Source organism: Kribbella sp. NPDC048837 (assembly GCF_055586945.1).
In genome coordinates this window covers 631046-652793 of sequence record NZ_JBVJHF010000004.1, presented here as the reverse complement: position 1 = coordinate 652793, position 21748 = coordinate 631046, and the positions used below count along the sequence as shown (strand labels likewise).

Below are 21748 nucleotides of genomic sequence, written 5' to 3'. Positions count from 1 at the left end.
GCGCACGCGCGGGGTGATCGCGCTGCTGGAGGAGAACTGCACGTCCTGCATGCTGTGCGCCCGGGAGTGCCCGAGCTGGTGCATCTACATCGACTCGCACACCGAGACCGCGCCGTCGGTCGGTGAGCAGGCCCGGGAGCGCAGCCGGAACGTGCTGGACCGGTTCGCGATCGACTTCAGCCTGTGCATGTACTGCGGGATCTGCATCGAGGCCTGCCCGTTCGACGCGCTGTTCTGGTCGCCGGAGTTCGAGTACGCCGAGACCGACATCCGCAACCTCACCCACGAGAAGGACCGCCTCCGCGACTGGATGTGGACCGTCCCCGCACCCCAGCCGATCGACCCCGGACCGACTGTCACCCCGGCCCCGGAGGACGAGGCGTGACGACAGTCCTCTTCAGCGTTGCCGGAGCAGTCGCCCTCGTTGCCGCCGTCATCGTCGTCACCTCCCGCCGGATCGTGCACGCCGCGCTCTGGCTGGTCGTCGCCCTCGGCGCGGTCGCCGGGTGTTTCGGCGCGTTGCGGGCCGAGTTCGTCGCGCTGGTCCAGATCCTGGTGTACGTCGGCGCCATCGTCGTCCTCGTCCTGTTCGCGCTGATGCTGACCAAGGCCCCGACGAATCCGCTGCCCGGCCTGACCACCGGCCGCAGCCCGTTCGCGGCCGTGGTCGCGGGCGTTCTCGCGGTGATCCTCGGCGCCGGCGTGGTGCTTGCCTTCGGCAACGAGAAGATCAAGCCGGTGGCGGACGGCTCCGCGAAGGCCGTCGGTACGGCGGTGTTCAAGACCTGGGTGCTCCCCTTCGAAGTCCTCTCCGTGCTGCTGCTGGCCGCGCTGATCGGCGCGATCGCCCTGTCCCAGCGCAAGAAGGAGGACTGACGTGCCGTTGGTCCTCCCGCTGTTGCTGGCCGTCGCGTTGTTCTGCATCGGGGTGTACGGCGTTCTCGCCCGGCGCAACGCGATCACGATGCTGATGTCGTTCGAGCTGATGCTCAACGCGGTCAACCTCAACCTGGTCGCCTTCGACGCCTGGCGGATCGACGAAGCCACCGGTCAGACCCTCGCGATCTTCGTGATCACGCTGGCGGCGGCCGAGATCGGTCTCGGGCTGGCGATCATCCTGCTGCTCTTCCGCGGGCACGGCAGCGTCGACGCCGACGCGGCGCGGGACCTGGTCGAGCACGAGGAGGGCGCGCCGAGATGATCGCGACCGTCTGGCGGGTGGCCGGGGTCGGCTTCTCCCTGCTCGTCGTGCTGATGGCCGCCCTGTTGTACGGCGCCACCCCCGGCCAGACCTCGTTCCTGAACTCGTCGGTCGGCGACCTCACCATCGGCTTCGCTGTCCGCACCGACGACCTGACGGTCCTGATGCTCGCGGTCGTCGGCGTGATCGCGACCTGTGTCCAGGTCTACTCGCTCGGCTACCTGCACCAGCGCCCGGCGTCGTACCACGCGCTCGTCACCCTGTTCACCGCCGCGATGGTGACCGTGGTGGTCTCGGACAGCCTGTTCTTCCTGCTGATCGGGTGGGAGGTGATGGGCGCCTGCTCGTACCTGCTGATCGGCCACTACTGGGAGCGTCGCGACGCGCGCTCCGGTGCGGTCAAGGCGTTCCTGATGACCCGGCTCGGCGATGTCGGGTTCCTGTTCGGCATCTTCGTCATCGGGGTCGGCGCCGGCACGTTCCGGATCTCCGAGCTGGACCCGGCCGCCATCTCGCCCGGCGTACTCACGACCGGGACGCTGCTGCTCCTGGTCGGGGTGGTCGGCAAGTCGGCCCAGGTCCCCTTGCAGACCTGGCTTCCGGACGCGATGCCTGGCCCGAGCCCGGTCAGCGCGCTGATCCACGCGGCGACCATGGTTGCCGCCGGCGTCTTCCTGATCGCCCGGCTCTACAACATGTTCTCCGCCTCCGAGACCACGCTGACCGTGCTGGCCATCGTCGCCTGCGTGACCATGCTGTTCGCCGCGCTGTGTGCGATGGCCGCGGTCGAGGTGAAGCGTGTGCTCGCCTGGTCGACCGTGAGCCAGTTGGCGCTCATGTTCTCCGCGCTCTCCTTGGGTACGGCGGACGGCCGGCACGCGGCCCTCTTCCACCTCGTCACGCACGCCGCGTTCAAGGGGCTGCTGTTCCTCTGCGCCGGTGTGCTGCTGCACCAGGTCGGCAGCGCGGCCCTCGTCGTACTGCGTCGGTACACCCGGCGTGGGCGGTTGCGGAAGGCCTTGCCGGTCACGTTCATCACGATGTCGATCGGGCTCGCGGCCCTGGCCGGCGTGCCGGGGTTCGCCGGGTTCTTCTCCAAGGACGCGATCATCGAGGCGGCCTGGGAGCACGCGCGGGACGGGTCGGTCGTCGGCTGGATCGTGCTCGGGTCGGTCTGCGTCACGGCGGCGTTGACCGCCTTCTACTGCGTGCGGTTGTGGCTGTGGGTGTTCTTCCGGACGCCCGCGCTCGCCGGCGCGCCCGGTGCCTTCGAGGACGACGACGAGGCGGCCGACCTCGACGAGCCCGACACCTCCAAGCTGCGGGACGCGCCGTGGGTGATGCTCGCGCCGCTGGTCCTGCTGGCGGTGGCCTCGATCGTCCTCGGGTACGTCGACGGCCTGCACTTGAACTGGGTGATCGGGCTGGTGTCGTTCGCACTCGTGCTGCTCGGTGGACTTCCGGCGTACTCGTTGTGGTCGCGGGGTGCGGATCCGCGGCCGGTGGTGCTGGAGCGTGAGTTCGGCGTGGACACGGCGTACCACGGTCTGTTCGTCGTACCGGTGCGGTGGCTCGCGAAGCTGACGGTGGCAGGGGATCGGGACGTGATCGGCGGTTATGTCCGCGCGGCCGGACGGACCGGGATGCTGGTGTCGCAGGGGCTCCGGCGGTTCCAGACCGGGAACGTGCAGACGTACCTGACCGTAGCCGTGGTCGGCGTTGTTGCGCTGGCCGTGCTGGCTGGGGTGATCGGCTCGTGAACGCGATCCTGCTGGGGATTCTGCTCCTGCCCATCCTTGCTGCGCTGGCCCTGTGGGCGATCCCGGCGGCGATCGGGGACCGGCTCGCGGCGGCGTACGGATCGGTGATCTCGGGGCTGGTGCTGGTCGGATCCGTGGTGCTGTGGCCGCAGACCGCAGGGTGGATGGGCGACGCGTCACCGGATGGAGAGCCGCTGCGAGCGGTGACCGACGTGCCGTGGATCCCGTCGCTCGGGGTGCGGTTCCACGTCGGGGTGGACTCGATCTCGATGCCGCTGATCGTGCTGACCGCGCTGCTCACCTTCCTCTGCTGCCTGTACTCGCTGAAGATCACGCCGCGGATCGGCCGGACCCGCTCCCTGATCGCGTTGCTGCTGGTGATCGAGGCCGGCGTGATCGGCACGTTCTCGGCGATGGACCTGGTGCTGTTCTTCGTCTGCTTCGAGATCGTGCTGATCCCGATGTGGCTGGTGATCGACATCTGGGGCGACGACCACGACCCGGTCGGACGGAAGCGGGCCGCGACCACGTTCATCCTGATGACCGTGCTCGGGTCGGCGCTGATGCTGCTCGGGTTCCTGCTGGTGTACCGGCAGGCGGGGACGTTCGACATCGTTCAGCTGAGCAACAACCCGGTGCTCGGCGGTCACGGCGTTCCGCTCGCGGCGGCCTTGCTGATCGCGATCGGTCTCGCGGTGAAGGTGCCGCTGTGGCCGCTGCACATCTGGCTGCCGGACGCGCACGCGAAGGCGCCGACGGTCGGGTCGGTGCTGCTGGCGGGTGTGCTGCTGAAGCTCGGTACGTACGGCCTGATCCGGATCCTGGTCCCGGTGCTGCCGGATGCCACCGTGACGATCGCGCCGTACCTGGCCGGCTTCTCGGTCGTGGCGATCATCGCCGGATCGCTCGCCTGCCTGGCGCAGACCGACGTGAAGCGGCTGATCGCGTACTCGAGCGTCGGGCACATGGGCTTCATCGTGCTCGGGATCGCGACGCTCTCGCAGGCCGGCCTCCGCGGCGCACTGTTCGCGAACATCGCGCACGGCATCATCACCGGACTGCTGTTCTTCCTGGCCGGCGCGATCAAGGACCGCCACGACACCAGCGACCTGCGGGCGATCGGCCGGGCCCTGTACGCGCGGTTGCCGCGGATCGGGGCGTTGTTGACGTTCGCCTGCCTGGCGTCGCTCGGGCTGCCCGGACTGGCCGGGTTCTGGGGCGAGATGCTGGTCCTGCTCGGGGCGTACGACCCGGCGGCGTCGTTGCCTCGGACAACGTATCTGGTGTTCATGGTGATCGCCGGACTCGGCACCGTGCTGACCGCGGCGTACTTCCTCAGGCTGGTCCGGAACCTCTGCCAGGGTGACCCGGCCGAGCACCCGGCGGCCGCGTTCGCCGTCGACTTGAGCCGGATCGAGCTGGTCACCTGGGCGCCGCTGATCACGCTCACCGTCCTGCTCGGCGTCTGGCCGGGTCTCCTCCTTCACCAGTGGGTGAGCCTGTGACACTGACGTGGACCGATTGGCAGGCGATCGCCGTACCTCTGGTGCTGGCGATCGGTGCGGTCGCCGTGTTGCTGATCGACGGTTTCTGGAAGAGCGCTCCGCAGCAGCTGCGGCACACGGTCGTCACGTTCCTCACCACGGCCGTGATCGTGTTCGGGCTGGTGTTCGCCTGGGCGCAGCGGGACGACTTCAAGCCCGCGTTCTGCCGGCCGGCGGTCGAAGGGCCGGCCGAGTGCAGCCTGGTGTTCGAGCCGTTGACCGCCGGGTTGTGGGCGGTGCTGCTGATCGGCGGACTCGGGGTCGTCGGGTTGTCGGCGTACAAGCTGCTGGCGTCGGATGTGCCGATCGGTGAGTACCACTTCCTGCTGCTGAGTGCGCTGGTCGGCGCGACCGTGCTGGCCGGGGCGCGGGATCTCGCCACGATGGTGATCGGGCTCGAGGTCGTGTCGCTGCCGAGCTTCGCGATGGTCGCGCTGCGCCGGGACCGGCGGGGGTCCGAGGGTGCGCTGAAGGCGTTCCTGGTGTCGGTGCTGTCGACCGCGGTGATGCTGTTCGGGATCTCGTACCTGTACGGCGTCACCGGCTCGCTGTACCTGACCACGATCGCGAACCGGCTGACCGGGCTCGATCCGGACCTGAGCCGGGTCGCGTTCGCGGCCGGGCTGTTCGTGATCGTCGGGTTCGCGTTCAAGATCGCGGCGGTGCCGTTCCACGCCTGGCTGCCGGACACGTACGTCGGTGCGCCGGTCGAGGTCACCGCCTTCCTCGCGGTCGTGTCGAAGTCGGCCGGGGTTGCGGGTCTGCTCGTCCTCGTGACGGCCGGGGTCGCCCCGGACGGCTCGGACCTGCGGACGGTGGTCGCCATCCTCGCGGCCGTGACGATGACGGTCGGGAACCTGGCCGCCTTGCGTCAGGTCGAGGCGGTCCGGCTGCTCGCGTGGTCGTCGATCGGTCAGGTCGGCTTCCTGCTCGCGCCCCTCGCGGTCGGCGATGCCCAGGCGGTCGTCGGGTATCTGGCGGCGTACGTCGTGGTCACGCTCGGGGCCTTCGGCTCGGTCGCGGTGGTCCAGCGGCACCGGCCCGCCGGGCTGCTGTCCGACTACCGCGGCATGGTCCGCTCCGAGCCCGGGCTGGCGGCCGCGCTGATCTTCTTCCTGGTCGTGCTGGCCGGCCTGCCGCCGGGCCTGGCCGGTCTGTTCACCAAGTTCGCCGCCTTCCAGGCGGTCATCGACGCGGACCTCGGCTGGCTGGCGATCGTGATGGCCGTCAACGTGATGATCGGCCTGGCGGTCTACCTCCGCTGGGTCGCCGAACTCTTCCGCCTCCCCGCCGACGACCCCTTCTCCGTCGACATCGAAACCCCCGCCGTCACCATGATCTCCCTCTGCGCCGCCACCGCCGCAGTCCTCTCCATCCTCCCCAGCACCCTCTTCGCCCTCGCAACCTAGGTCGCCTGGCGGGCCAGGAAGTCCTCGTACTGCGCCCACACGCGGCGCCAGAGTTGGTCGCGGTCGGCTTCGGAGTAATGCGGGAGGGGGAGGTGGAAGATGTCGGCGAGGACGGTGAAGTAGTCGTCGGGGGTTTCGATGAGGGTGTTGTCTACGTGGTCGGCGAAGATTTCGGTGAGGCCTACGGAGCGGAGGGCCAGGGCTGAGGTTGGCTTGCGGCGGAAGACGGAGGCTACGCGGCGGAACGCCGAGTCGGGGTTGCTGGAGAGGATCGCGTGCTGGGCGGCGAAGGCGTCCAGGCCGGCGGTCGCCGACTCGAAGTCCATGCCGATCAGGTTGGCCCGCGGGTCGTGGTCCAGCCGCCAGCCGTCGGTCTTCTCGGACGGACGCAAGCCCAGGGTGAACGGCTCCTGATAGGTGGTGCCCTCCTCCAGCGGGATCGGGTGTACGAGAGCCTCACCGAGCCCGGCATCGACGAGCCAGACGCGGTCCGGATCCTCGACGAGCCCGCTCACCGTCAGCACCATGTGGCTGGCGTCGACGTCGCCGGGGCGGTTCGGGGTCTCCGCGCCACCACGATGCATCTCGACCCGGTAGCCGAGCTCGGTGAGCAGCAGCGCGAGGCACCCGTTCAACTGGAAGCAGTACCCACCGGTCTCCCGAGCGATGATCCGCTTCGCGGCCTCCTCCGGGTCCAACGGTCCGCCCGGAGTCAACTGGTACTGCACGGACTCGTACGGCACCTGGTCCACGAACGCCTCGTGCAACCGCGACAACGCCTCCAACCGCGGCGGTCCGTCGTACTCACTCACACCGATCCGCGCCAGAAACGCCCCAGTATCCACCGGTCTAGGCTAGATGACGTGATCGACGTACTCGCCCCGGCCGAAGCGATCCAAGCCGCCCCCGAGTTGGGGTCCGTCTACCTGTCCGCGTTCGGCGCTCCCGGGTACGACGAGGAGCCCGAGAAGGCCGAGCAGTTCGCGAAGGAGCAGATCCCGACCCACGCGGAACGGGAAGACTTCAAGCTCGTCGTGTCCCGCGACGCGGGCAAGCTGACCGGCTTCGCGTACGGGTTCACCGGACACCGTGGACAGTGGTGGTCGGACCGGATCGCGGCGGCGGTCGCTCCGGAGCTCGCGGACGAGTGGATCGGCGGCCACTTCGAGGTGGTCGAGCTCGCGGTCGTCGTCGAGGCCCAGCGCCAGGGGCTCGGCGCCGCGTTGATGACCGCGCTGATGGCCGACCTGCCGAACCGCAGGGGCCTGCTCACGACGTACTCCGACGACCGGCCGGCGCCGAGGCTCTACCGGCGGCTCGGTTGGCAGCTGCTGGTGCCGGACCTGGGGTGGGGCTCCGCGCTCTACGGTGTGGACAGAGGAGTGCCCGTCGGCCAGTGACCTGGCAGGGTAGGGCCATGACTTCTGAGCGGATCTATGTCGGGAGCTATACCAGTCAGCCGGAGAGTGGGGACGGGATCGCGTTCGGTCCGCTGGACGGCCTCGTGCCGGTGGTGACGACCGCCGATCCGTCGTTCCTGGTCAGGTCCGCGGACGGGCGGTTCCTCTACGCCACCGACGAGGGGGGCGACGGGAGGGTCGTCGCGTTCGCGATCCAGCCGGACGGCGGGCTGGAGCGCCTGAACGCCCAGCCGACCAACGGCGCGGACCCGTGCCACCTGGACATCGACCCGTCCGGGCGCTATCTGCTGTCGGCCAACTACACCTCGGGTTCGGTGGCGATCCACCCGATCGGCGCCGACGGCGCACTCGGCGCGGCGACCCAGTTCCTCCAGCGCGAGGGCGCCGGGCCGAACCAGGAGCGCCAGGAAGGGCCGCACGCCCACCAGATCGCGTTCGACCCGGCCGGTGCGTACGTGTTCGACATCGACCTCGGCTCCGACACCGTCTACTCGTCCACGCTGACCGAGGACGGGCAGTTGGAGGAGGTCGACCGGCTGCACATCCACCCGGGCGCGGGTCCGCGGCACATGGTGTTCCACCCGCGCGCGGGAGCGGCGTACGTGATCAACGAGCTCGACTCCACGCTGACCGTCTGCGGCTACGCGGACGGCAAGCTGCAGATCGTGCAGACCGCGTCGACCCGGCCGGCCGACTCACCCGGGGAGAACTACCCGGCCGAGCTGCTGATCTCCGCCGACGGCCGGTTCCTCTACGGCTCGAACCGCGGCGACAACACCATCGCCGTCTTCGCGATCGCCGCCGACGGCCTGTCCGTCGACCTGGTCCAGACCATCGGCTCGGGCGGCGACTGGCCGCGGCACCTTGCCTTCAGCAACGACGGCACCCGGTTGTACGCCGGCAACGAGCGCTCCGACCAGATCGCCACGTTCACCATCGAGGACGGCCGCCTGACCCAGGACGGCGACCCGACCACCTGGCCGAAGCCGGTCTGCATCCTCCCGGTCTGACGGCTCACACAGAATCACGCAGAAGCAGTACGGCGACCGCCGCCGGCCAGCGCGAGCACCAGGCCGGCGGCGGCAACCAGTGCGGCAGCGAGGAAACCAGAGCCGCGACCCAGGCCGGCCGCGACCAGGCCGAAGGTGGCCGGGCCGAGGCCGGCGGCCAGGTCGATGCTCATGCTGACCGTGCCCATCACGGCGCCGCGCTCGCCGGCGCCGGCACGGTCCAGCGCCAGCATCATGATCGCCGGCGTACCGAGCGCGATGCCGATACCCAGCACGGCTGCGCCGAGGACAAGGCCGGGCACGGCCGCCCAGCCGCCGATGAGCGCCAGTCCGATCGTGCTGCAGAGCAAGGAGACCCGGACGCACCGCACGGCACCCAACCGGTCGGGGATGCGCGCGCCAACACTCCGGATGAGTACGACGATCGCGGCGAACCCGAACAGCACGTAGCCCGCGCCCGACAACCCCAGATCGAGCGCGTGCAGCGGCACGAACGCCAGGAACCCCGCCATGCCCCACACCAGCGCGAGCAGGAGCAGACCGGGTACGACGGCCGCCCGCGGAATCAGCCGCACGGGCTGGCTGCCCGGAACGTCCGTCGTGTCGCGGGTGTCACCGACGCGCAGCGCGAGAAGTACCCCGACCAGTGCTGAGCCGGCAGCGACCAACCAGACCGTGTCGAAGCCCGCCACCCCGACAAGCCCCTCCCCGATCGGGGGTCCCACCGCGAGACCGGCGTACAGGGAGAGGGAGAACAGGCTGATCGCCTCACCGCGGCGTTCGGCCGGAGCCAGGTCGCTCATCGCGGTGACGGCGCCGACGAAGAAGAACGCGTCGCCGACGCCGGTGAGCAGCCGGAGGACGGCGAGTGCGCCGACGGAGTCGACCAGGCCGTAGGCGGCGACCGAGGCGGCGAAGGTGATGCCGCCGCCGATCATCGCGATCGACCGGCCGTGGCGGTCCACCAGGCGCCCGGCCCAGGGGCGCAGGACCAGCGCGGACAGGCTGAACGCGGCGACCACCAGACCCACCGCGATGTTGCCGCCGGTCAGCTGCCCGGCGACGTACCGAGGCACGGCCGGCACCAGCATCCCGTCGGCGAGGAAGTAGGCCAGCCCGGCCGCACCGAGCAGGACGAACTGCGGTGTGACGAGTCGGGGAGCGGTGGAAGTCGCTGTTGTACTCATGGCATCTCCTCCGGTCAGGCCCACAATGGCCGTACAGGCCCGACCGGAGCATCGGTAGATCTGCCCATCTCCGAGCGGGGGAGGTGCGCGATGGCAGAGGACGATCCGCGACTCGCCGAGCTCCTCTGCGCGCTCTCCGTGAGTCTGGACCTGGCCATGGCGCAGCCGCCGGAGAAGTCGATCCGCAGCTGCCTGGTCGCGATGCGCCTGGCGGACAGGCTCGAAGTAGCGGACCGGCACTCGGTGTACTACGCGACTCTGCTGCGGCACCTGGGCTGCACGGCCACCACCCACGAAGAGGCCTACCGGATGGGCCCGAGCGCCGCGGAGCTGCGTCCGCTCGCCGAACGCACCGATGTCGCCAACCGCCGCGAGTCACTGGCCCTGCTGCGACAGGTCGGCCGCGGGACCGGCATCCGTCGCCTCCAGTACGTCGCTCGCACCCTGACCGCGGGTGAGGACGACGTACTCCGTGCCATCTGCGAGGTCGGCAGCATGCTCGCCGAGAACCTCGGACTCGGCTCGACCGTTGCCGAAGCGCTCTACCAGAACCTGGAGCGCTGGGACGGCACCGGTACGCCGAAAGGCCTGTCCGGCCCCGAGATCCACATCGCCACCCGCATCGCCGAGGTGGCAACCCAGGCCGTCATCGTGGGAGGCCCGACACTGCAGAAGCGGCGAGGCGGCTGGCTGGACCCGGAGATCGTCGACGCGTACGACGACAGCCTGATCGCAGACCTGGACGACATCGATGTGTGGCAGGCGACTCTGGACGCCGAGCCGCACCCTTGGCGCACCGCGCCCGATCTGGACGAGCTGGCCCGCACGTTCGCGTATTTCGTCGACCTCAAGTCGCCGTACCTCTTCGGGCACTCCACTGGGGTCGCCGCCCTCGCGGACGAGGCAGCACGACTCCTGCAGCTCGACGACGCGGAGAGGGCGACGCTGCGACGTGCGGGGCTGTTCCACGACCTCGGCAGGGTCGCAGTGTCCACAGCGGTCTGGGAGCGCGCCGGTCCGCTCCGACGAGCGGATTGGGAGCGGGTGCGGCTGCATCCGTACCAGAGCGAGCGGATCCTCGCGCGGTCCGCCGTACTCGAGCCCGTCGCCGTACTGGTTGCTCTGCACCACGAGCGGCTCGACGGCACCGGCTATCCGCGGCAGGCCAAGGGCAGTGAGCTTTCCACCGCGGCGCGGATCCTTGCGGCCGCGGATTGCTACCAGGCTTTGACACAGGACCGGCCGCACCGGTCTGCGCACTCACCGGCAGGTGCCGCGGAGCTGGTCCTGGTGCAGGTGGCGGCCGGCAAGCTCGATGCCGAGTGTGTGAAGGCAGTGCTCGCGGCGGCCGGACACGAGGTGCCCGGCCGCCGGATGTCCCGTCCCGCCGGCCTGAGCGAGCGGGAGGTCGAGGTACTGCGTCTGCTCGCGCGCGGCTCGTCCAATGTCGAGATCGCGCGCGAACTGGTCGTGTCACGCCGTACGGCGGAGCACCACGTCCAGCACATCTACACCAAGATCGGTGTGTCCACGCGGGCCGCCGCAGCGCTGTTCGCGATGCAGCACGGCCTGCTCACACCGTGACGAGCTTCTCGAAGAAGAACTCGTGCTTGAGGAACGACACGTCGTACTCGTGGCCCGGCTGGGGCGGCAGCAGTTGCGCGGCCTGGAACAGGCGCCAGCCGTCCTTCAGGGCGTCCAGTCCGGTCGCGTACGGCGGGACGTCGCTGTCCCCCGTGGTCGGGTTCGTCTCGCCGGTCCCGTCGTACGTCGACCAGCCGACGACGCGGGCGTCGAGCGCGGACGAGGCCAGGTAGAGGACCAGGACCTGCTGGCGGACCGTCTGCTGACCGGTCTCGATCGGGGCGGTGGCGGTCATGCCATCTCCTTCTTCGCGGCGTGCGGGTTGAGGCTGCGCTGGGCGACGACGCGCTGCGGACGGTTCGAGACCCGGGTGACCCAGAACTCCGGGTCGAAGGTGTCGTCACCGGTCAGGGCCTGCCACAGCTTGATCCGGTTGTACTTCTCCAGCCGGCCGGTGGCGTTCTCGTACCAGGGGAACGACTGGTCGAGCTCGCGCGCGACCTGCTCGTCGTACAGGTCCTCGAGGTCCCACAGCCGGACCTGGCGCACGGTCGGGTTGAACCGGATCTTGAACATGTAGCGATCGATGTTGCTGTCGTTCTTGCGGCCGCCGTGCCAGATGCCGTGGTGCAGGAACTGCACGGTGCCGGCCGGGCAGACCAGCCGGGTCTGGCCGAGCAGGTTCTGGTACCGGCCGGTGTCGGACTCGTTGGTCCGGCGCAGGTGGCTGCCGGGCACGCTCAGGGTGCCGCCCATCTCGAGCGTCACGTCCTGCGGGTAGTACATCAGCTGGACGTCGAACGCGTCCTCGCGGACGTCGATGATCGCGTCGCCGTGCAGGTTCTGCGCCTCACCGGAGTTTGCCTTGCGGATGTGCACGGCGTGGTGGTCGACGGTCGGCTCGGGACCGACCAGGCTGTGGATGGCGCCGGCGACCTCGGGCAGCTGCACCAGCCGCTGGACGAACTCGCTGTCCACGAACGCCTCGGACAGCGGGGTGCCGTACGGGACACCCGGGATGCCGGCTTTCAGGACCTCGATCGCCTGCTGGTTCATCTCGTCCGGTACGACGGCGTCCATCCGGAACGACCCGGTGGCCACGAAATGGGCCATCTGAACCGAGGTGAGCAGGTTCTTGCGATGCGGATGGGGCATGAGTCTCCCTCTCGGGGGTAGTGGTTACTACTCCTCCAGGCTAGGGTCGGAGACCGTTTGCTCGCGTGGGCTGTGATCACCACTGGTGGTAATTTTTCACCATGATCGAGTTGCACCTGGCGGCCCCGCCGGAGGTGGTGAACGTCGGCGCCGGGATCCACGGCGTCCGCGGTCTGCGGGACGTCTTCCGGCTGCCCGACCTGTGGCAGCTGCACCTGTACATGTACTCGGCCGACCTCAAGGTCGCGGGTACGACGTACTCCGTGGCGCCGGGCTACGTGTCGCTGACACCGGCCGGGACTCAGGTCCAGTTCGACTACCGCGGCCGGTCCGAGCACCTCTACGCCCACTTCCGCCCCCGGATCACGGGCGAGCCGTCGCACGTCCCCGTCGTACAGGACGCCGGAGACGCGGCGCCGGTGCTGTCCGGGCTGCTGCGGTCGGCGGTGGAGGCGTCGCCGTCAGGATCCGCGCGGATGACGGCCGAGGTGTGGACCGCGTTGTGGCGCATCGTCGACCTGACCGCCGCGACCACCGAGGGCGACGCCCGCCATCCCGCGGTCTCGACGGCCATCGCCTCCATCGAAGCGAACCTCACCCAGCCGCTCACGGTCCCGGCCCTCGCGCGCATCGCCGGGATCTCCCACAACCACCTGACCCGCCTCTTCCACGCCGAGACCGGGCTCACCGTGATCGCGTACATCCGCCGTCGCCGGATGACCCGCGCCCGCCACCTGCTGGTCTCGTCGACCCTGTCCATCCCGGCGGTCGCCGCCTCGGTCGGCATCTCGGATCTCCAGGCCTTCAACAAGCTCTGCCACCGCGAGCTCGGCGGGTCCCCGCGCTCGATCCGTAATGCGGTGGCCGGACCGGTCGTCGCGGGCTAGCGTGCCCGGCGTGTATGAACTGGTCCCGGTCGCGCAGGCGCCGCAGTACGACGAAGAAGCCGAGCAGCGGTTCATCGAGGAGTGGCCGGAGTTCATTTTCCACGACCTCGAGGTGAGGAAGTACTCCGAACGCCGGGCGGCGTACTTCCGGGACTGGGAGTTCTACCTGGTCTCGTCCGACGAGCGGCTGATCGCCGGCTGCTGGGGTGTCCCGATCGCCTGGGACGGGACGGTCGATGACCTGCCCGGTGGGTTCACCGAGACGCTGGCGCGGTCGGTCACGGCGTACGAGGAAGGCGTCGAGCCGAACACCTTCGTGCTGATGGCGGCCGCCGTACGGAACGACGAACAGGGCCGCGGTCACTCCAGCCGGGTGATCACCGCCGTCCGCGACCGAGCCGTTGCCGGCGGGCTGCCGCAGGTGATCGCGCCGGTGCGCCCGACGTTCAAGTCGCGGTATCCGTTGACGCCCATCGAGACGTATATGACCTGGACCCGTGAGGACGGGCTGCCGCTGGATCCGTGGCTGCGAACTCACGTCCGCTTGGGTGCGACGCTCCTCGCCGCGGCGCCGGTGTCGCAGACGATGACCGGCACCGTCGCCGAGTGGGAGAAGTGGACAGGGATGGTCTTTCCGTCGTCGGGTTCGTACACCATCCCCGACGGGCTGACTGTGCTGGAGATCGACCGTACGGGCGACACCGGCGTCTACCGCGAACCGAACATCTGGATGCGGCACGCCTAGCTGTCAAGGCGATCGCGAGAAGGCGGTGGTGACCGCGGCCGTCCGGCTGGTCACGCCGAGGCGCTCGTAGATGTTCTCCAGGTGTTTGCGAACGGTGCCTTCGGCAACGAACAGCCTGCGGGCGATCTGGGTGTTGCTGTGGCCGTCGGCGACCAGGCGGAGCAGCTGCAGCTGGCGGGTGGTCAGCTCGGGTACGCCGGTCCGCCGGCGTTCGTGGGCGCGCTGAGTCTCGATGAAGTGCGGGCGCAGCATCGTGAGCAGCAACCGCTCGCGTTCGGTGAAGTCCGGGCCCGACATCCGGAAGAACAGCAGCCGGCGGTCTTCCGCGCCGTCGACGGGCAGCGGGACGGCCATCTCATGGCGTACGCCGATCACGCGGAACCACTCGCCGACGATCGAGTCCGCCAACTGCCGCTCGGTCAGGTAGTCGGATACCTTCCAGACAGTGTCGTAGTCCCCGGTGACCTGCGGCCGGCAGCAGGTCTCGCCCTCCCAGTAGGACCGCCAGAACAGGTCCTCCCAGCCGGACGCGAGCTCGACGTCGACGTCGCCGACCTCCTCGAGTCCGACGAACTCACGATCCAGCGGGCGGCTCACCTGGTAGCTGATGTCCTCGGCGGGGACGAGCTCGGCCAGCGCCTGCAGGAGGCCGCGCGGGAACACCTCCCCAGGGCCTGCCTGGCGGCCACGGTCGACCACATCGAGCATCGTGCGCAGATCGCGTTCGGTGACCGTCAGTTGCTCCACCATCGCCGTACCCCTCCCCGCCGCCAGGCTATGCCCGCGACGGCGTCCGGCCCATACGTCGAACTTCGTATGGCTGGAGGTGGTCCGGCCTGGCCACCGTGGGGTTCCGTCAGTGTTCCGTCAGGGGGGACGACTCATGAAAGCGCTGTTCCGTTGGTCGGCGGTTGTCTTTGCTCTAGTGCTCACCGCAGTCGGACTGTCGCCGGCTGCGACCGCTTCGCCGCCGTCGGCGGCGCCGGTGCTCGATTGGAGCCGGTACGCCACCCAGGTGATCGTCGCCGGGCGGCCGCCGGCCAGTTCCGAGGTGCTGCTCGGGATCGTGCATGTCGCGATCGCGGACACCGTGGCCGGACTGGGCTACGGCCGGCCGTTCCGGTTCGCCGTACGACCGGATCGCAAGGCGTCTGCCGCGGCTGCGGTCGCCACCGCGACGTACGACGTACTGCGGGCTCGGGTGCCCGCGCCGGGGCTGGACGGCACGTACGCCGACTATCTGGCTGGTGTGCCGAATGGGAGCGCGAAGGCGCGCGGTATCCGGCTGGGACGGTCCGTGGCCGCGGCCGTACTCGCGTGGCGCGCAGGGGACGGTCTGGGCACCACAGTGCCCTACAACCAGCCCAAACCAGGCCCAGGAGTGTGGGAGCCGACCCTGCCGACCCCGCCCGTGGACATCGTCCTGACGAAGGTCAGGCCGTTGGCGCTGCGCTACCGGGCGCAATTCCGTCCCGACGGACCAGATGCGCTGACGAGCAAGCGCTACGCGCGTGACGTGGCTGAGGTCGCTTCACTCGGCCGCAAGGACAGTACGACGCGCACTGCCGCCCAGACCGAGACTGCGATGTTCTGGTCCGAGCAGACCGCCCAGCAGTGGAGCCGGACGCTCCTGCAGCTGGCGTCCGACCGGCACCTCTCGCTGTCCGGTGCAGCTCAGATGCTCGCGTTGGTGCACGTCTCCGCCGGCGACTCAGTCATCGCCTGCTGGGACGCCAAGTTCCACTACGTCTCCTGGCGCCCGGTCCACGCCATCCAACGCGCCGACACCGACCGCAACCCGCGCACCCACGCCGACCCGACCTGGCAGTCCCTCCTGAACGTCAACCATCCCGAGTACCCGTCAGGCCACGCCTGCTTCACCGCCGGCGTAACCACCGCCCTCCAGTCCTACTTCCGCACCACCAAGCTCCCCATCACCATGACCAGCCTGGTCACCAACACCACCCGCCACTACCCCACCCTCACCGCCGTCCGCCAAGACGTCCGCGAAGCCCGAATCCTCGCCGGCCTCCACTTCCGCCACTCCATGCACGACGGTGACGGCCTAGGCACCCAGGTAGCCACCTGGATCGCCGCCCACCGCTAACGCCGCCAGGCCTTGGGTGAGGATGCCTTTGACTACCGATAGGGCGTAGGCGTTGTCGGGGCCGGTGATGACCTGGTCGGACCAGGTGATGACGTCTTCGAGCGCTCGGACGTGGCGGTAGTAGCGGACCGCCTCGTGGTCGATGGGGTGCGGGCCGTAGCCGGTGAGGAAGGCGTCGAGGTGTTCGTGGGTGGTGGGGCCGACGTCGCCCATGCCGCCGAGCATGAACATCAGGTCCTGTTCGCGCGGGGCCAGGATGACGTCGTCCCAGTCGATCAGGTGCAGGTGGTCGTCGACGAGAACGTTGCCGAGGTGCGGGTCCCCGTGGCAGATCACCCGGGGACCACTCGGCTCCGGCGGACGCGCGGTACGCAGGGTCGTGATGGTGTCCTCGTACTGCTTCCAGGCCGCCCCCAGCTCCTCCTCGAGCTCGTCCTCGGGCGCCTGCGTGGTCAGCCGCGTCTCCAGCTTCTCCGCCACCGCCGGGACCCGCGCGTCGATGTGACTGTGCTTGGGGAGCGCATCACGCAGCCGCGGCGGGGGCTCCGCGTCATGCACCCGCCGGAGGAGTACGCCGTACTCCGTCCACTGCTCGCCGGTGAGCCCGCTCTCCGCCGCGCGTACGCCGTCGATCCACGGGGTGATCGTGAGCCGCTTCTTCTTCCCGTGGAAGGTCCAGAGCCCGCCCTCGGTGGTCCGGATCATCTCCGGGATGCCGGGCAGACCGCAGTCCGCCAGGAACGCGGCGGCCTGGTGCCCGGTGTTGGTGCCCGCGCCACTCCACTTCACGGCGTACGTGTTGGTGGCCGTCGAGGCCTTCCACACCTGCGCGGCCAGGTCGGCCCCGTGCGCCACCGGTGAGAGTTCCACCACATCCAGCCCGAAGTCGTCGAGCACCCACCGCCGCAGCAACGTGTCTCCCACGCCCGCCAGCATGCCCGGCAACCGCCCGCCGAAGCGACCCGATTACCGGGCCGCGGTCAGCGGTAGTTGACGAACTGGACCGCGAAGTCGAGGTCCTCGCCCTTGATCAGGGCCTGCACGGCCTGCAGGTCGTCGCGGCTCTTGCTGGAGACGCGGAGCTCCTCGCCCTGGATCTGCGCCTTGACGCCCTTCGGGCCCTCGTCGCGGATCAGCTTGGACAGCTTCTTCGCGTTCTCCTGCGTGATGCCGGCGCTGATCGTGGCGTTGATCTTGTAGACCTTCCCGGACAGCTTCGGCTCGTCCGCCTCCAGGCCCTTGAGCGAGATCTGCCGCTTGACCAGCTTGTCCTTGAACACGTCGAGGACGGCGTTCACCCGCTCCTCGGTGTTCGCCTGCAGGTCGATCGCCTCACCGGACCACTTGATCTGCGCGTCCACGTTCTTGAAGTCGAACCGCTGGCTGATCTCCTTCGCCGCCTGGTTCACGGCGTTGTCCACCTCCTGACGGTCGACCTTGTTCACGATGTCGAAGGAGGACTCCGATGCCATGGGCAGTTCCTTTCCGATTTGCTGTCAGGGGCACCCTCTGTTGTATCGTCTCCCACGCCGGTTCACGAACCAGCACCACCCTGGCGGGTTGCCCGAGCGGCCAAAGGGAGCAGACTGTAAATCTGTCGGCGTATGCCTACGCAGGTTCGAACCCTGCACCCGCCACCAGCACGAAAAGAGCCCCTGACCTGCGGAAACGCGAGTCAGGGGCTGTCTCGTTGGGGCCGGCCGGCGGAAGTACACTGCCCTCCCATGTCATCCGAGCAGGTCACCGTCGGCCCGGTCGAGCTCAGCTACACCCTCACCCAGGACGACTGGCTCGACGGCTTCATTGCCCACCGGCGCCATCTTCGGCGTCCCTGGCTGATCCCGCTGGTGATCGGCGCCGCGGTCGTCGGCCTCGTCCTTTCTGGCGACTTCAGGGACCTGTCGGCGGGTGACGTCGCGGCGCTCGGCATTTCGGCGCTCGTCGCCATCGGGATCGGCCTGCTGCTGTTCCGGCTCCTCATCGCCGCCCGCTGGATGTATCGCTGGCCGGTACGCCTGATCATGCGCGGGAATCCCTGGCTGACCGAGCCCATCCGAGCCACCGTGGATGACACCGGGTTATGTCTCACCAGCGCAAGCCGGAGCGAGACAGCCGCCTGGTCGAACTACCTGCGGTACGTCGAGACCGACCGGTCCTTCGTTCTGCGCGCGTCTGAGCGACTTGGTGCCGCGATACTCGTGCTGCCGAAGCGCGGCCTGGTGACAGGCGATCCCGCGCCGTTGCGGGCGCTGCTCGAAGCCCACTGCCGCACAGCCAGTACGCCGGGTCGTCGGAGTTGATCGCGACTCGTACGCCGTGGTCGAGCATGCTCTTGATCTCGATCGCCCTCAACCCATCGGTGACGTAGCTGTTCGAGATCGACGCAAACCCCTTCTAAGGAAGCTCTAAAGGTGGCTGAAAGCTCACCTGAGGCCGCGTTGTTTGTGTTGTCGCCACGGCGCCGGATCTCCTCCGGCGCTTCAGTGGACGAGAGGAATCACGATGATGAAACGCAATCGGCTGGTCGCGGCCGCGGTAACGCTCGCCGCGCTGGCCACCACCGGTACGGCGTCGGCGGCGACGTCCGGTTCGGATCCGAAGCCCGGCGCCGCGAAATCCGGTGCCGTGGCGAAGGTGGAGGGAAAGTCCAAGCCGGCCAAGAATGTCGACCTCGCCAAGATCGCGGCGAAGCTCGGCGTGACGACCGCCCGGCTCAACGCAGCGCTGGTCGCGGCCAAGAGGTCGCTGGCCGGCTCGGCCAATGTCACGCCGGAGGCATTCGTCAAGGCGGTCGCGGCGAACCTGGGGCTGCCCGTCTCGCGGGTCAAGGCCGCCGTGGAACCGTTGTTCCTCGAGCCGGGGCGCGCTCGTGCCGGCGACGGCAAGCGGGACCACAAGGCCAAGCAGGAGGACAAGAGCAAGAAGGGGGCGGAGGACCCGCGGAAGTCGCCGTTCGCGAGCAACGCCGCAGCGGCACGGTTGGCCGCGGCGCTCGGCGTCAGCCAAGCCAAGGCCAAGGCCGCCCTGGTCACTCTGGTATCGGCTCCCGACGGAATCGTTCCGACGTCCAAGGCCTTCCGCGACATCGCCCACTCGCTCGGGGTCAGCGCCGATCGGTTGAAGACCGCGTTGGGGGATCTGAAGCAGTCACTGGCCAACCGCTGACAGCTGCCGAACGTCACCTCATCAGAACTTCATGATCGACGGCGAGGATGGATCACCATGCGGATACTTGTCGTGGACGACGACCCGGCCGTACGGCGGTCCTTGGAGCATGCGCTGGGCCGCGATGGGTACGACGTGGCATCCGCAGCTGATGGGACCTCCGCCCTCGCCGAGCACGGCGTGTTCCGCCCGGACGCAGTGGTGCTCGACGTACTCATGCCCGAACCGAATGGGCTCGAGGTCTGCCGGACGCTGCGTTCGGGCGGGTACGACACACCGATCCTGATGCTCACGGCCCGGGACCTGGTCACCGACCGGGTCGCCGGGCTCGACGCGGGGGCCGACGACTACCTGGCCAAGCCCTTCGCCCTGGAGGAGTTGCGGGCCCGGCTTCGAGCCCTGCTGCGACGCAGCGGCGCAAGAGCCGAGGTGCTGCACTTCGACGACGTCGACCTGGACTTGAGCGGCCGCCGGGCCGAACGCGCCGGCCGGCGCTTGGAGCTGACCAAGACGGAGCTGTCTCTGCTGGAGCTGTTCCTGCGCAATCCCCGCCGGGTTCTGAGCCGGACCCAGATCTTCGAGTCCGTCTGGGGCTACGACTTCGGTCCGGAGTCGAACGCGCTCTGGGTCTACATCAGCTACCTGCGAAGCAAACTCGAAGCGGACGGCGGCAGCAGATTGATCCAGACAGTGCGAGGCCTGGGGTACGTCCTGCGCGAGGAGCCGTGAATCTGCGCACCCGGCTCGCCATCGCCGGAGGGTCCATCGTCGCGGGTGCCCTGGTACTCGTGTCGGTGGTCCTGTATCCGGCCGTGGAATCCGGCCTGCGCGGCCAGATCGACCGCTCTCTGGTGACGGCGGCCGGCCAGGCACCGGACGTGGCGAAGGCCATCAAGGAAAAGTTCAGGGGGACGTCCAACGAGGGGGTCTTCCCAGCTGTTCCGCTGGGGATCGGGAGCACCCAGCTGCAAATCGTGCCGGATCCCGTCCGTGCTGGGCCGTCGGCGCAGTTCGTCGACCTCACCGTCCGCGACGTCGAGGTCGCGAACGGAACCGCCGCTGCCTACTTCCGTAACGTGACCTACGACGGCGTTGCCTACCGCATCTACACCGCCCCCTTCCCAGGAGCTCCCGGTACGCTCGTGCGCACCGCGATTCCGCAATCCGATCCCGCACCCACGCTGCGCCAACTCGCCTGGCTGCTCGCCGCATCGACGGTGGCCGCCGGACTCCTGGCGGCACTTGCCTCACGCCTGGCCGCACGCCGCGTCCTGCGACCCGTACGTCGGCTCACCGAGACCGTCGAACTGATCCGCACGACCGGCGACCTGGCCATCCCGATCCCCGCCGACAGCCAGGACGAGATCGGCCGGCTCGGCTCTGCGTTCGCCGGGATGACCGCCGCCCTGGACGAGTCCGTCGGAGCTCAGCGCCGCCTGGTGGCCGACGCGTCGCACGAACTGCGCACACCACTGACGAGCCTGACCGTGAACCTCGAACTTCTGGCGGAAGACCTGACCGACACCCAGGCCCCGCACCTCGCCGCAGAAGCGCTCGACCAGGCCGGCGAACTCAAGACACTGATCAACGACCTGGTCGACCTGGCCCGCTACGGCCAACCTGCTTTCCACACCGAAGACGTCCGCCTCGACCTCGTCGCCGAGCGCGTCGCGGCCCGCGCGACGCGTCGGACAGCACAGATCGGCTTCGACCTGACCTGCGCGCCCACCCTGGTCCACGGAGACCCCGACGCCCTGGAACGCGCCGTTGCGAACCTGGTCGACAACGCCGTGAAATGGAGCCCGTCCGGAGGCCGGGTCCTGATCCGCGTCCAGGAGGGCACTCTCGACGTCGCGGACGCCGGCCCGGGGATCCCCGACAGCGACCTCGAATTCGTCTTCGACCGCTTCTACCGCTCGCCTGCTGCCCGCGCGCATCCCGGATCAGGACTGGGCCTGGCCATCGTCCGGCAGGTCGCCGAGGCTCATGGCGGCACGGCCGAAGTCGTGCCGTGTCCTAGCGGCGCGCTCCTGCGCCTGAAACTGCCGGTGTGCAGCGAAGACGCCGAGCCTTGGGCGACGCCCGTACGACGTACTGTCGACGAAGCCGCCACCTGCGAACGAGGGCTGCGCGGTGGGTCGGTGGGGTCAGGCTAGGGCCTTGGCCTTGAGGGATTCGTACTCCTCCTGTGTGATCGTTCCGGAATCGAGCAACTCTTTGGCGCTGGCGATCTCGTCGGTCGGGCTCTTGGACGTGCTGGCCACGTCCTTGATGTACTTCTCCTGCTGGGCCTGCTGTTGCGCTACGGCCGTCCGCTGCCGCTCGGACATGCTCCGGCCCCGGACGATCAGGTAGATCAGTGCCCCCAGCCACGGCACGAAGATGAGCAGGACCGCCCACGCGGCCTTGGCCCAACCACTGAGCGCGTGGTCGCTGAACAGGTCCCACAGGCAACGGAACCAGACCATCAGTGCGGCGATCCAGATGAAGAACCAGAAGCTCCAGAGCAGAACTTCCCCGAAGTCGTTCGTCATTGCGTCCATGGCCATTCCCTCCCAGAAATGAGCGCACGC

General features: G+C 69.1%; 23 protein-coding genes, 1 tRNA gene and 1 pseudogene. 17 read left to right on the top strand and 8 right to left on the bottom strand.

Annotation, left to right across the window (positions count from 1 at the left end):
* Positions 1 to 13 precede the first annotated feature (13 nt).
* The 6 genes and pseudogenes from ACZ6O0_RS23330 to ACZ6O0_RS23305 form a co-directional block, all read left to right on the top strand.
* Positions 14 to 241 (top strand): annotated as a pseudogene (locus tag ACZ6O0_RS23330) (4Fe-4S binding protein); the annotation flags it as partial.
* A 140-nt stretch (positions 242 to 381) separates the two neighbouring features.
* On the top strand, positions 382 to 876 hold the full coding sequence (locus tag ACZ6O0_RS23325; RefSeq protein ID WP_465767052.1) for an NADH-quinone oxidoreductase subunit J family protein: 495 nt from the start codon (positions 382 to 384) through the stop codon (positions 874 to 876).
* A gap of 1 nt (position 877) precedes the next feature.
* On the top strand, positions 878 to 1201 hold the full coding sequence (gene nuoK / locus ACZ6O0_RS23320) for an NADH-quinone oxidoreductase subunit NuoK (protein WP_465767051.1): 324 nt from the start codon (positions 878 to 880) through the stop codon (positions 1199 to 1201).
* The gene (locus tag ACZ6O0_RS23315; RefSeq protein ID WP_465767050.1) at positions 1198 to 2961 is read left to right on the top strand and encodes an NADH-quinone oxidoreductase subunit 5 family protein; all 1764 of its coding nucleotides are present in this window, start codon (positions 1198 to 1200) and stop codon (positions 2959 to 2961) included. Before nuoK ends, ACZ6O0_RS23315 begins: the two co-directional genes overlap by 4 nt.
* Entirely contained in the window at positions 2958 to 4466 is a 1509-nt protein-coding gene (locus ACZ6O0_RS23310) for a complex I subunit 4 family protein (protein WP_465767049.1), read from the top strand. The genes ACZ6O0_RS23315 and ACZ6O0_RS23310 overlap by 4 nt, the downstream gene beginning before the upstream one ends.
* Positions 4463 to 5914 carry an NADH-quinone oxidoreductase subunit N gene (locus ACZ6O0_RS23305; RefSeq protein ID WP_465767048.1) on the top strand — a complete coding sequence of 484 codons (1452 nt, stop codon included), beginning with the start codon at positions 4463 to 4465 and terminating at the stop codon, positions 5912 to 5914. Before ACZ6O0_RS23310 ends, ACZ6O0_RS23305 begins: the two co-directional genes overlap by 4 nt.
* Here the strand turns inward: ACZ6O0_RS23305 and ACZ6O0_RS23300 are convergent.
* Positions 5911 to 6759, bottom strand: coding sequence for an arylamine N-acetyltransferase family protein (locus tag ACZ6O0_RS23300; RefSeq protein ID WP_465767047.1), 849 nt, complete (start codon positions 6757 to 6759; stop codon positions 5911 to 5913). The two genes, ACZ6O0_RS23305 and ACZ6O0_RS23300, sit on opposite strands and share 4 nt — an antisense overlap.
* 18 nt (positions 6760 to 6777) lie before the next feature.
* On the opposite strand from ACZ6O0_RS23300, the gene ACZ6O0_RS23295 reads away from it, so the two are divergent.
* Entirely contained in the window at positions 6778 to 7314 is a 537-nt protein-coding gene (locus ACZ6O0_RS23295; RefSeq protein ID WP_465767046.1) for a GNAT family N-acetyltransferase, read from the top strand.
* Between the two features lie 17 nt (positions 7315 to 7331).
* Positions 7332 to 8345 carry a lactonase family protein gene (locus tag ACZ6O0_RS23290; protein WP_465767045.1) on the top strand — a complete coding sequence of 338 codons (1014 nt, stop codon included), beginning with the start codon at positions 7332 to 7334 and terminating at the stop codon, positions 8343 to 8345.
* Between the two features lie 14 nt (positions 8346 to 8359).
* Here the strand turns inward: ACZ6O0_RS23290 and ACZ6O0_RS23285 are convergent, their stop codons facing one another.
* Entirely contained in the window at positions 8360 to 9532 is a 1173-nt protein-coding gene (locus tag ACZ6O0_RS23285; RefSeq protein WP_465767044.1) for an MFS transporter, read from the bottom strand.
* A 90-nt stretch (positions 9533 to 9622) separates the two neighbouring features.
* Here ACZ6O0_RS23285 and ACZ6O0_RS23280 point away from each other — a divergent pair, with 90 nt between their 5' ends.
* The gene (locus ACZ6O0_RS23280) at positions 9623 to 11116 is read left to right on the top strand and encodes an HD domain-containing phosphohydrolase (RefSeq protein ID WP_465767043.1); all 1494 of its coding nucleotides are present in this window, start codon (positions 9623 to 9625) and stop codon (positions 11114 to 11116) included.
* Here the strand turns inward: ACZ6O0_RS23280 and ACZ6O0_RS23275 are convergent.
* Positions 11106 to 11411, bottom strand: coding sequence for a hypothetical protein (locus ACZ6O0_RS23275; RefSeq protein ID WP_465767042.1), 306 nt, complete (start codon positions 11409 to 11411; stop codon positions 11106 to 11108). The two genes, ACZ6O0_RS23280 and ACZ6O0_RS23275, sit on opposite strands and share 11 nt — an antisense overlap.
* The gene (locus ACZ6O0_RS23270; protein ID WP_465767041.1) at positions 11408 to 12271 is read right to left on the bottom strand and encodes a phytanoyl-CoA dioxygenase family protein; all 864 of its coding nucleotides are present in this window, start codon (positions 12269 to 12271) and stop codon (positions 11408 to 11410) included. Before ACZ6O0_RS23270 ends, ACZ6O0_RS23275 begins: the two co-directional genes overlap by 4 nt.
* A 101-nt stretch (positions 12272 to 12372) precedes the next feature.
* Between ACZ6O0_RS23270 and ACZ6O0_RS23265 the strand changes: the two genes are divergently transcribed.
* Together ACZ6O0_RS23265 and ACZ6O0_RS23260 are read left to right on the top strand one after the other, a co-directional pair.
* The gene (locus tag ACZ6O0_RS23265) at positions 12373 to 13158 is read left to right on the top strand and encodes a helix-turn-helix domain-containing protein (protein ID WP_465767040.1); all 786 of its coding nucleotides are present in this window, start codon (positions 12373 to 12375) and stop codon (positions 13156 to 13158) included.
* A gap of 10 nt (positions 13159 to 13168) precedes the next feature.
* A complete protein-coding gene (locus tag ACZ6O0_RS23260) occupies positions 13169 to 13903 on the top strand; it encodes a hypothetical protein (protein WP_465767039.1) in 735 nt (244 codons plus the stop codon).
* Between the two features lie 3 nt (positions 13904 to 13906).
* On the opposite strand, the gene ACZ6O0_RS23255 is transcribed toward ACZ6O0_RS23260, so the two are convergent.
* Positions 13907 to 14653: a helix-turn-helix transcriptional regulator gene (locus ACZ6O0_RS23255; protein WP_465767038.1), complete on the bottom strand. Its 747-nt coding sequence runs from the start codon at positions 14651 to 14653 to the stop codon at positions 13907 to 13909.
* 133 nt (positions 14654 to 14786) lie between these two features.
* On the opposite strand from ACZ6O0_RS23255, the gene ACZ6O0_RS23250 reads away from it, so the two are divergent.
* Positions 14787 to 16010, top strand: a complete 1224-nt coding sequence (locus ACZ6O0_RS23250) for a vanadium-dependent haloperoxidase (RefSeq protein WP_465767037.1) — start codon at positions 14787 to 14789, stop codon at positions 16008 to 16010.
* Here the strand turns inward: ACZ6O0_RS23250 and ACZ6O0_RS23245 are convergent.
* Positions 15969 to 16934: a phosphotransferase enzyme family protein gene (locus tag ACZ6O0_RS23245; RefSeq protein ID WP_465767036.1), complete on the bottom strand. Its 966-nt coding sequence runs from the start codon at positions 16932 to 16934 to the stop codon at positions 15969 to 15971. The genes ACZ6O0_RS23250 and ACZ6O0_RS23245 overlap by 42 nt on opposite strands.
* 56 nt (positions 16935 to 16990) lie before the next feature.
* Positions 16991 to 17482, bottom strand: coding sequence for a YajQ family cyclic di-GMP-binding protein (locus ACZ6O0_RS23240; protein ID WP_465767035.1), 492 nt, complete (start codon positions 17480 to 17482; stop codon positions 16991 to 16993).
* Positions 17483 to 17564: 82 nt separating this feature from the next.
* Between ACZ6O0_RS23240 and ACZ6O0_RS23235 the strand changes: the two genes are divergently transcribed.
* The 5 genes from ACZ6O0_RS23235 (at position 17565) to ACZ6O0_RS23215 (ending at position 21331) form a co-directional block, all read left to right on the top strand.
* Positions 17565 to 17650, top strand: a tRNA-Tyr gene (locus tag ACZ6O0_RS23235).
* An 84-nt stretch (positions 17651 to 17734) separates the two neighbouring features.
* Entirely contained in the window at positions 17735 to 18310 is a 576-nt protein-coding gene (locus ACZ6O0_RS23230) for a YcxB family protein (RefSeq protein WP_465767034.1), read from the top strand.
* 202 nt (positions 18311 to 18512) lie between these two features.
* Entirely contained in the window at positions 18513 to 19175 is a 663-nt protein-coding gene (locus ACZ6O0_RS23225; protein ID WP_465767033.1) for a hypothetical protein, read from the top strand.
* Between the two features lie 57 nt (positions 19176 to 19232).
* Entirely contained in the window at positions 19233 to 19904 is a 672-nt protein-coding gene (locus tag ACZ6O0_RS23220) for a response regulator transcription factor (RefSeq protein WP_465767032.1), read from the top strand.
* The gene (locus ACZ6O0_RS23215; RefSeq protein WP_465767031.1) at positions 19901 to 21331 is read left to right on the top strand and encodes a sensor histidine kinase; all 1431 of its coding nucleotides are present in this window, start codon (positions 19901 to 19903) and stop codon (positions 21329 to 21331) included. Before ACZ6O0_RS23220 ends, ACZ6O0_RS23215 begins: the two co-directional genes overlap by 4 nt.
* Here the strand turns inward: ACZ6O0_RS23215 and ACZ6O0_RS23210 are convergent.
* Complete coding sequence (locus ACZ6O0_RS23210; RefSeq protein ID WP_465767030.1) at positions 21323 to 21718, bottom strand: SHOCT domain-containing protein; 396 nt, start codon at positions 21716 to 21718, stop codon at positions 21323 to 21325. The genes ACZ6O0_RS23215 and ACZ6O0_RS23210 overlap by 9 nt on opposite strands.
* Positions 21719 to 21748: the final 30 nt, after the last annotated feature.

What these genes read in the sequence shown, in the direction of transcription:
- ACZ6O0_RS23270 (WP_465767041.1), bottom strand. Translation starts at nt 12,271, where the DNA reads ATGCCCCATCCGCATCGCAAGAACCTGCTCACCTCGGTTCAGATGGCC.
- ACZ6O0_RS23315 (WP_465767050.1), top strand. Translation starts at nt 1,198, where the DNA reads ATGATCGCGACCGTCTGGCGGGTGGCCGGGGTCGGCTTCTCCCTGCTC.
- ACZ6O0_RS23255 (WP_465767038.1), bottom strand. Translation starts at nt 14,653, where the DNA reads ATGGTGGAGCAACTGACGGTCACCGAACGCGATCTGCGCACGATGCTC.
- ACZ6O0_RS23250 (WP_465767037.1), top strand. Translation starts at nt 14,787, where the DNA reads ATGAAAGCGCTGTTCCGTTGGTCGGCGGTTGTCTTTGCTCTAGTGCTC.
- ACZ6O0_RS23230 (WP_465767034.1), top strand. Translation starts at nt 17,735, where the DNA reads ATGTCATCCGAGCAGGTCACCGTCGGCCCGGTCGAGCTCAGCTACACC.
- ACZ6O0_RS23275 (WP_465767042.1), bottom strand. Translation starts at nt 11,411, where the DNA reads ATGACCGCCACCGCCCCGATCGAGACCGGTCAGCAGACGGTCCGCCAG.
- ACZ6O0_RS23280 (WP_465767043.1), top strand. Translation starts at nt 9,623, where the DNA reads ATGGCAGAGGACGATCCGCGACTCGCCGAGCTCCTCTGCGCGCTCTCC.
- ACZ6O0_RS23220 (WP_465767032.1), top strand. Translation starts at nt 19,233, where the DNA reads ATGCGGATACTTGTCGTGGACGACGACCCGGCCGTACGGCGGTCCTTG.
- ACZ6O0_RS23240 (WP_465767035.1), bottom strand. Translation starts at nt 17,482, where the DNA reads ATGGCATCGGAGTCCTCCTTCGACATCGTGAACAAGGTCGACCGTCAG.
- ACZ6O0_RS23210 (WP_465767030.1), bottom strand. Translation starts at nt 21,718, where the DNA reads ATGGACGCAATGACGAACGACTTCGGGGAAGTTCTGCTCTGGAGCTTC.
- ACZ6O0_RS23225 (WP_465767033.1), top strand. Translation starts at nt 18,513, where the DNA reads ATGATGAAACGCAATCGGCTGGTCGCGGCCGCGGTAACGCTCGCCGCG.
- ACZ6O0_RS23290 (WP_465767045.1), top strand. Translation starts at nt 7,332, where the DNA reads ATGACTTCTGAGCGGATCTATGTCGGGAGCTATACCAGTCAGCCGGAG.
- ACZ6O0_RS23285 (WP_465767044.1), bottom strand. Translation starts at nt 9,532, where the DNA reads ATGAGTACAACAGCGACTTCCACCGCTCCCCGACTCGTCACACCGCAG.
- ACZ6O0_RS23265 (WP_465767040.1), top strand. Translation starts at nt 12,373, where the DNA reads ATGATCGAGTTGCACCTGGCGGCCCCGCCGGAGGTGGTGAACGTCGGC.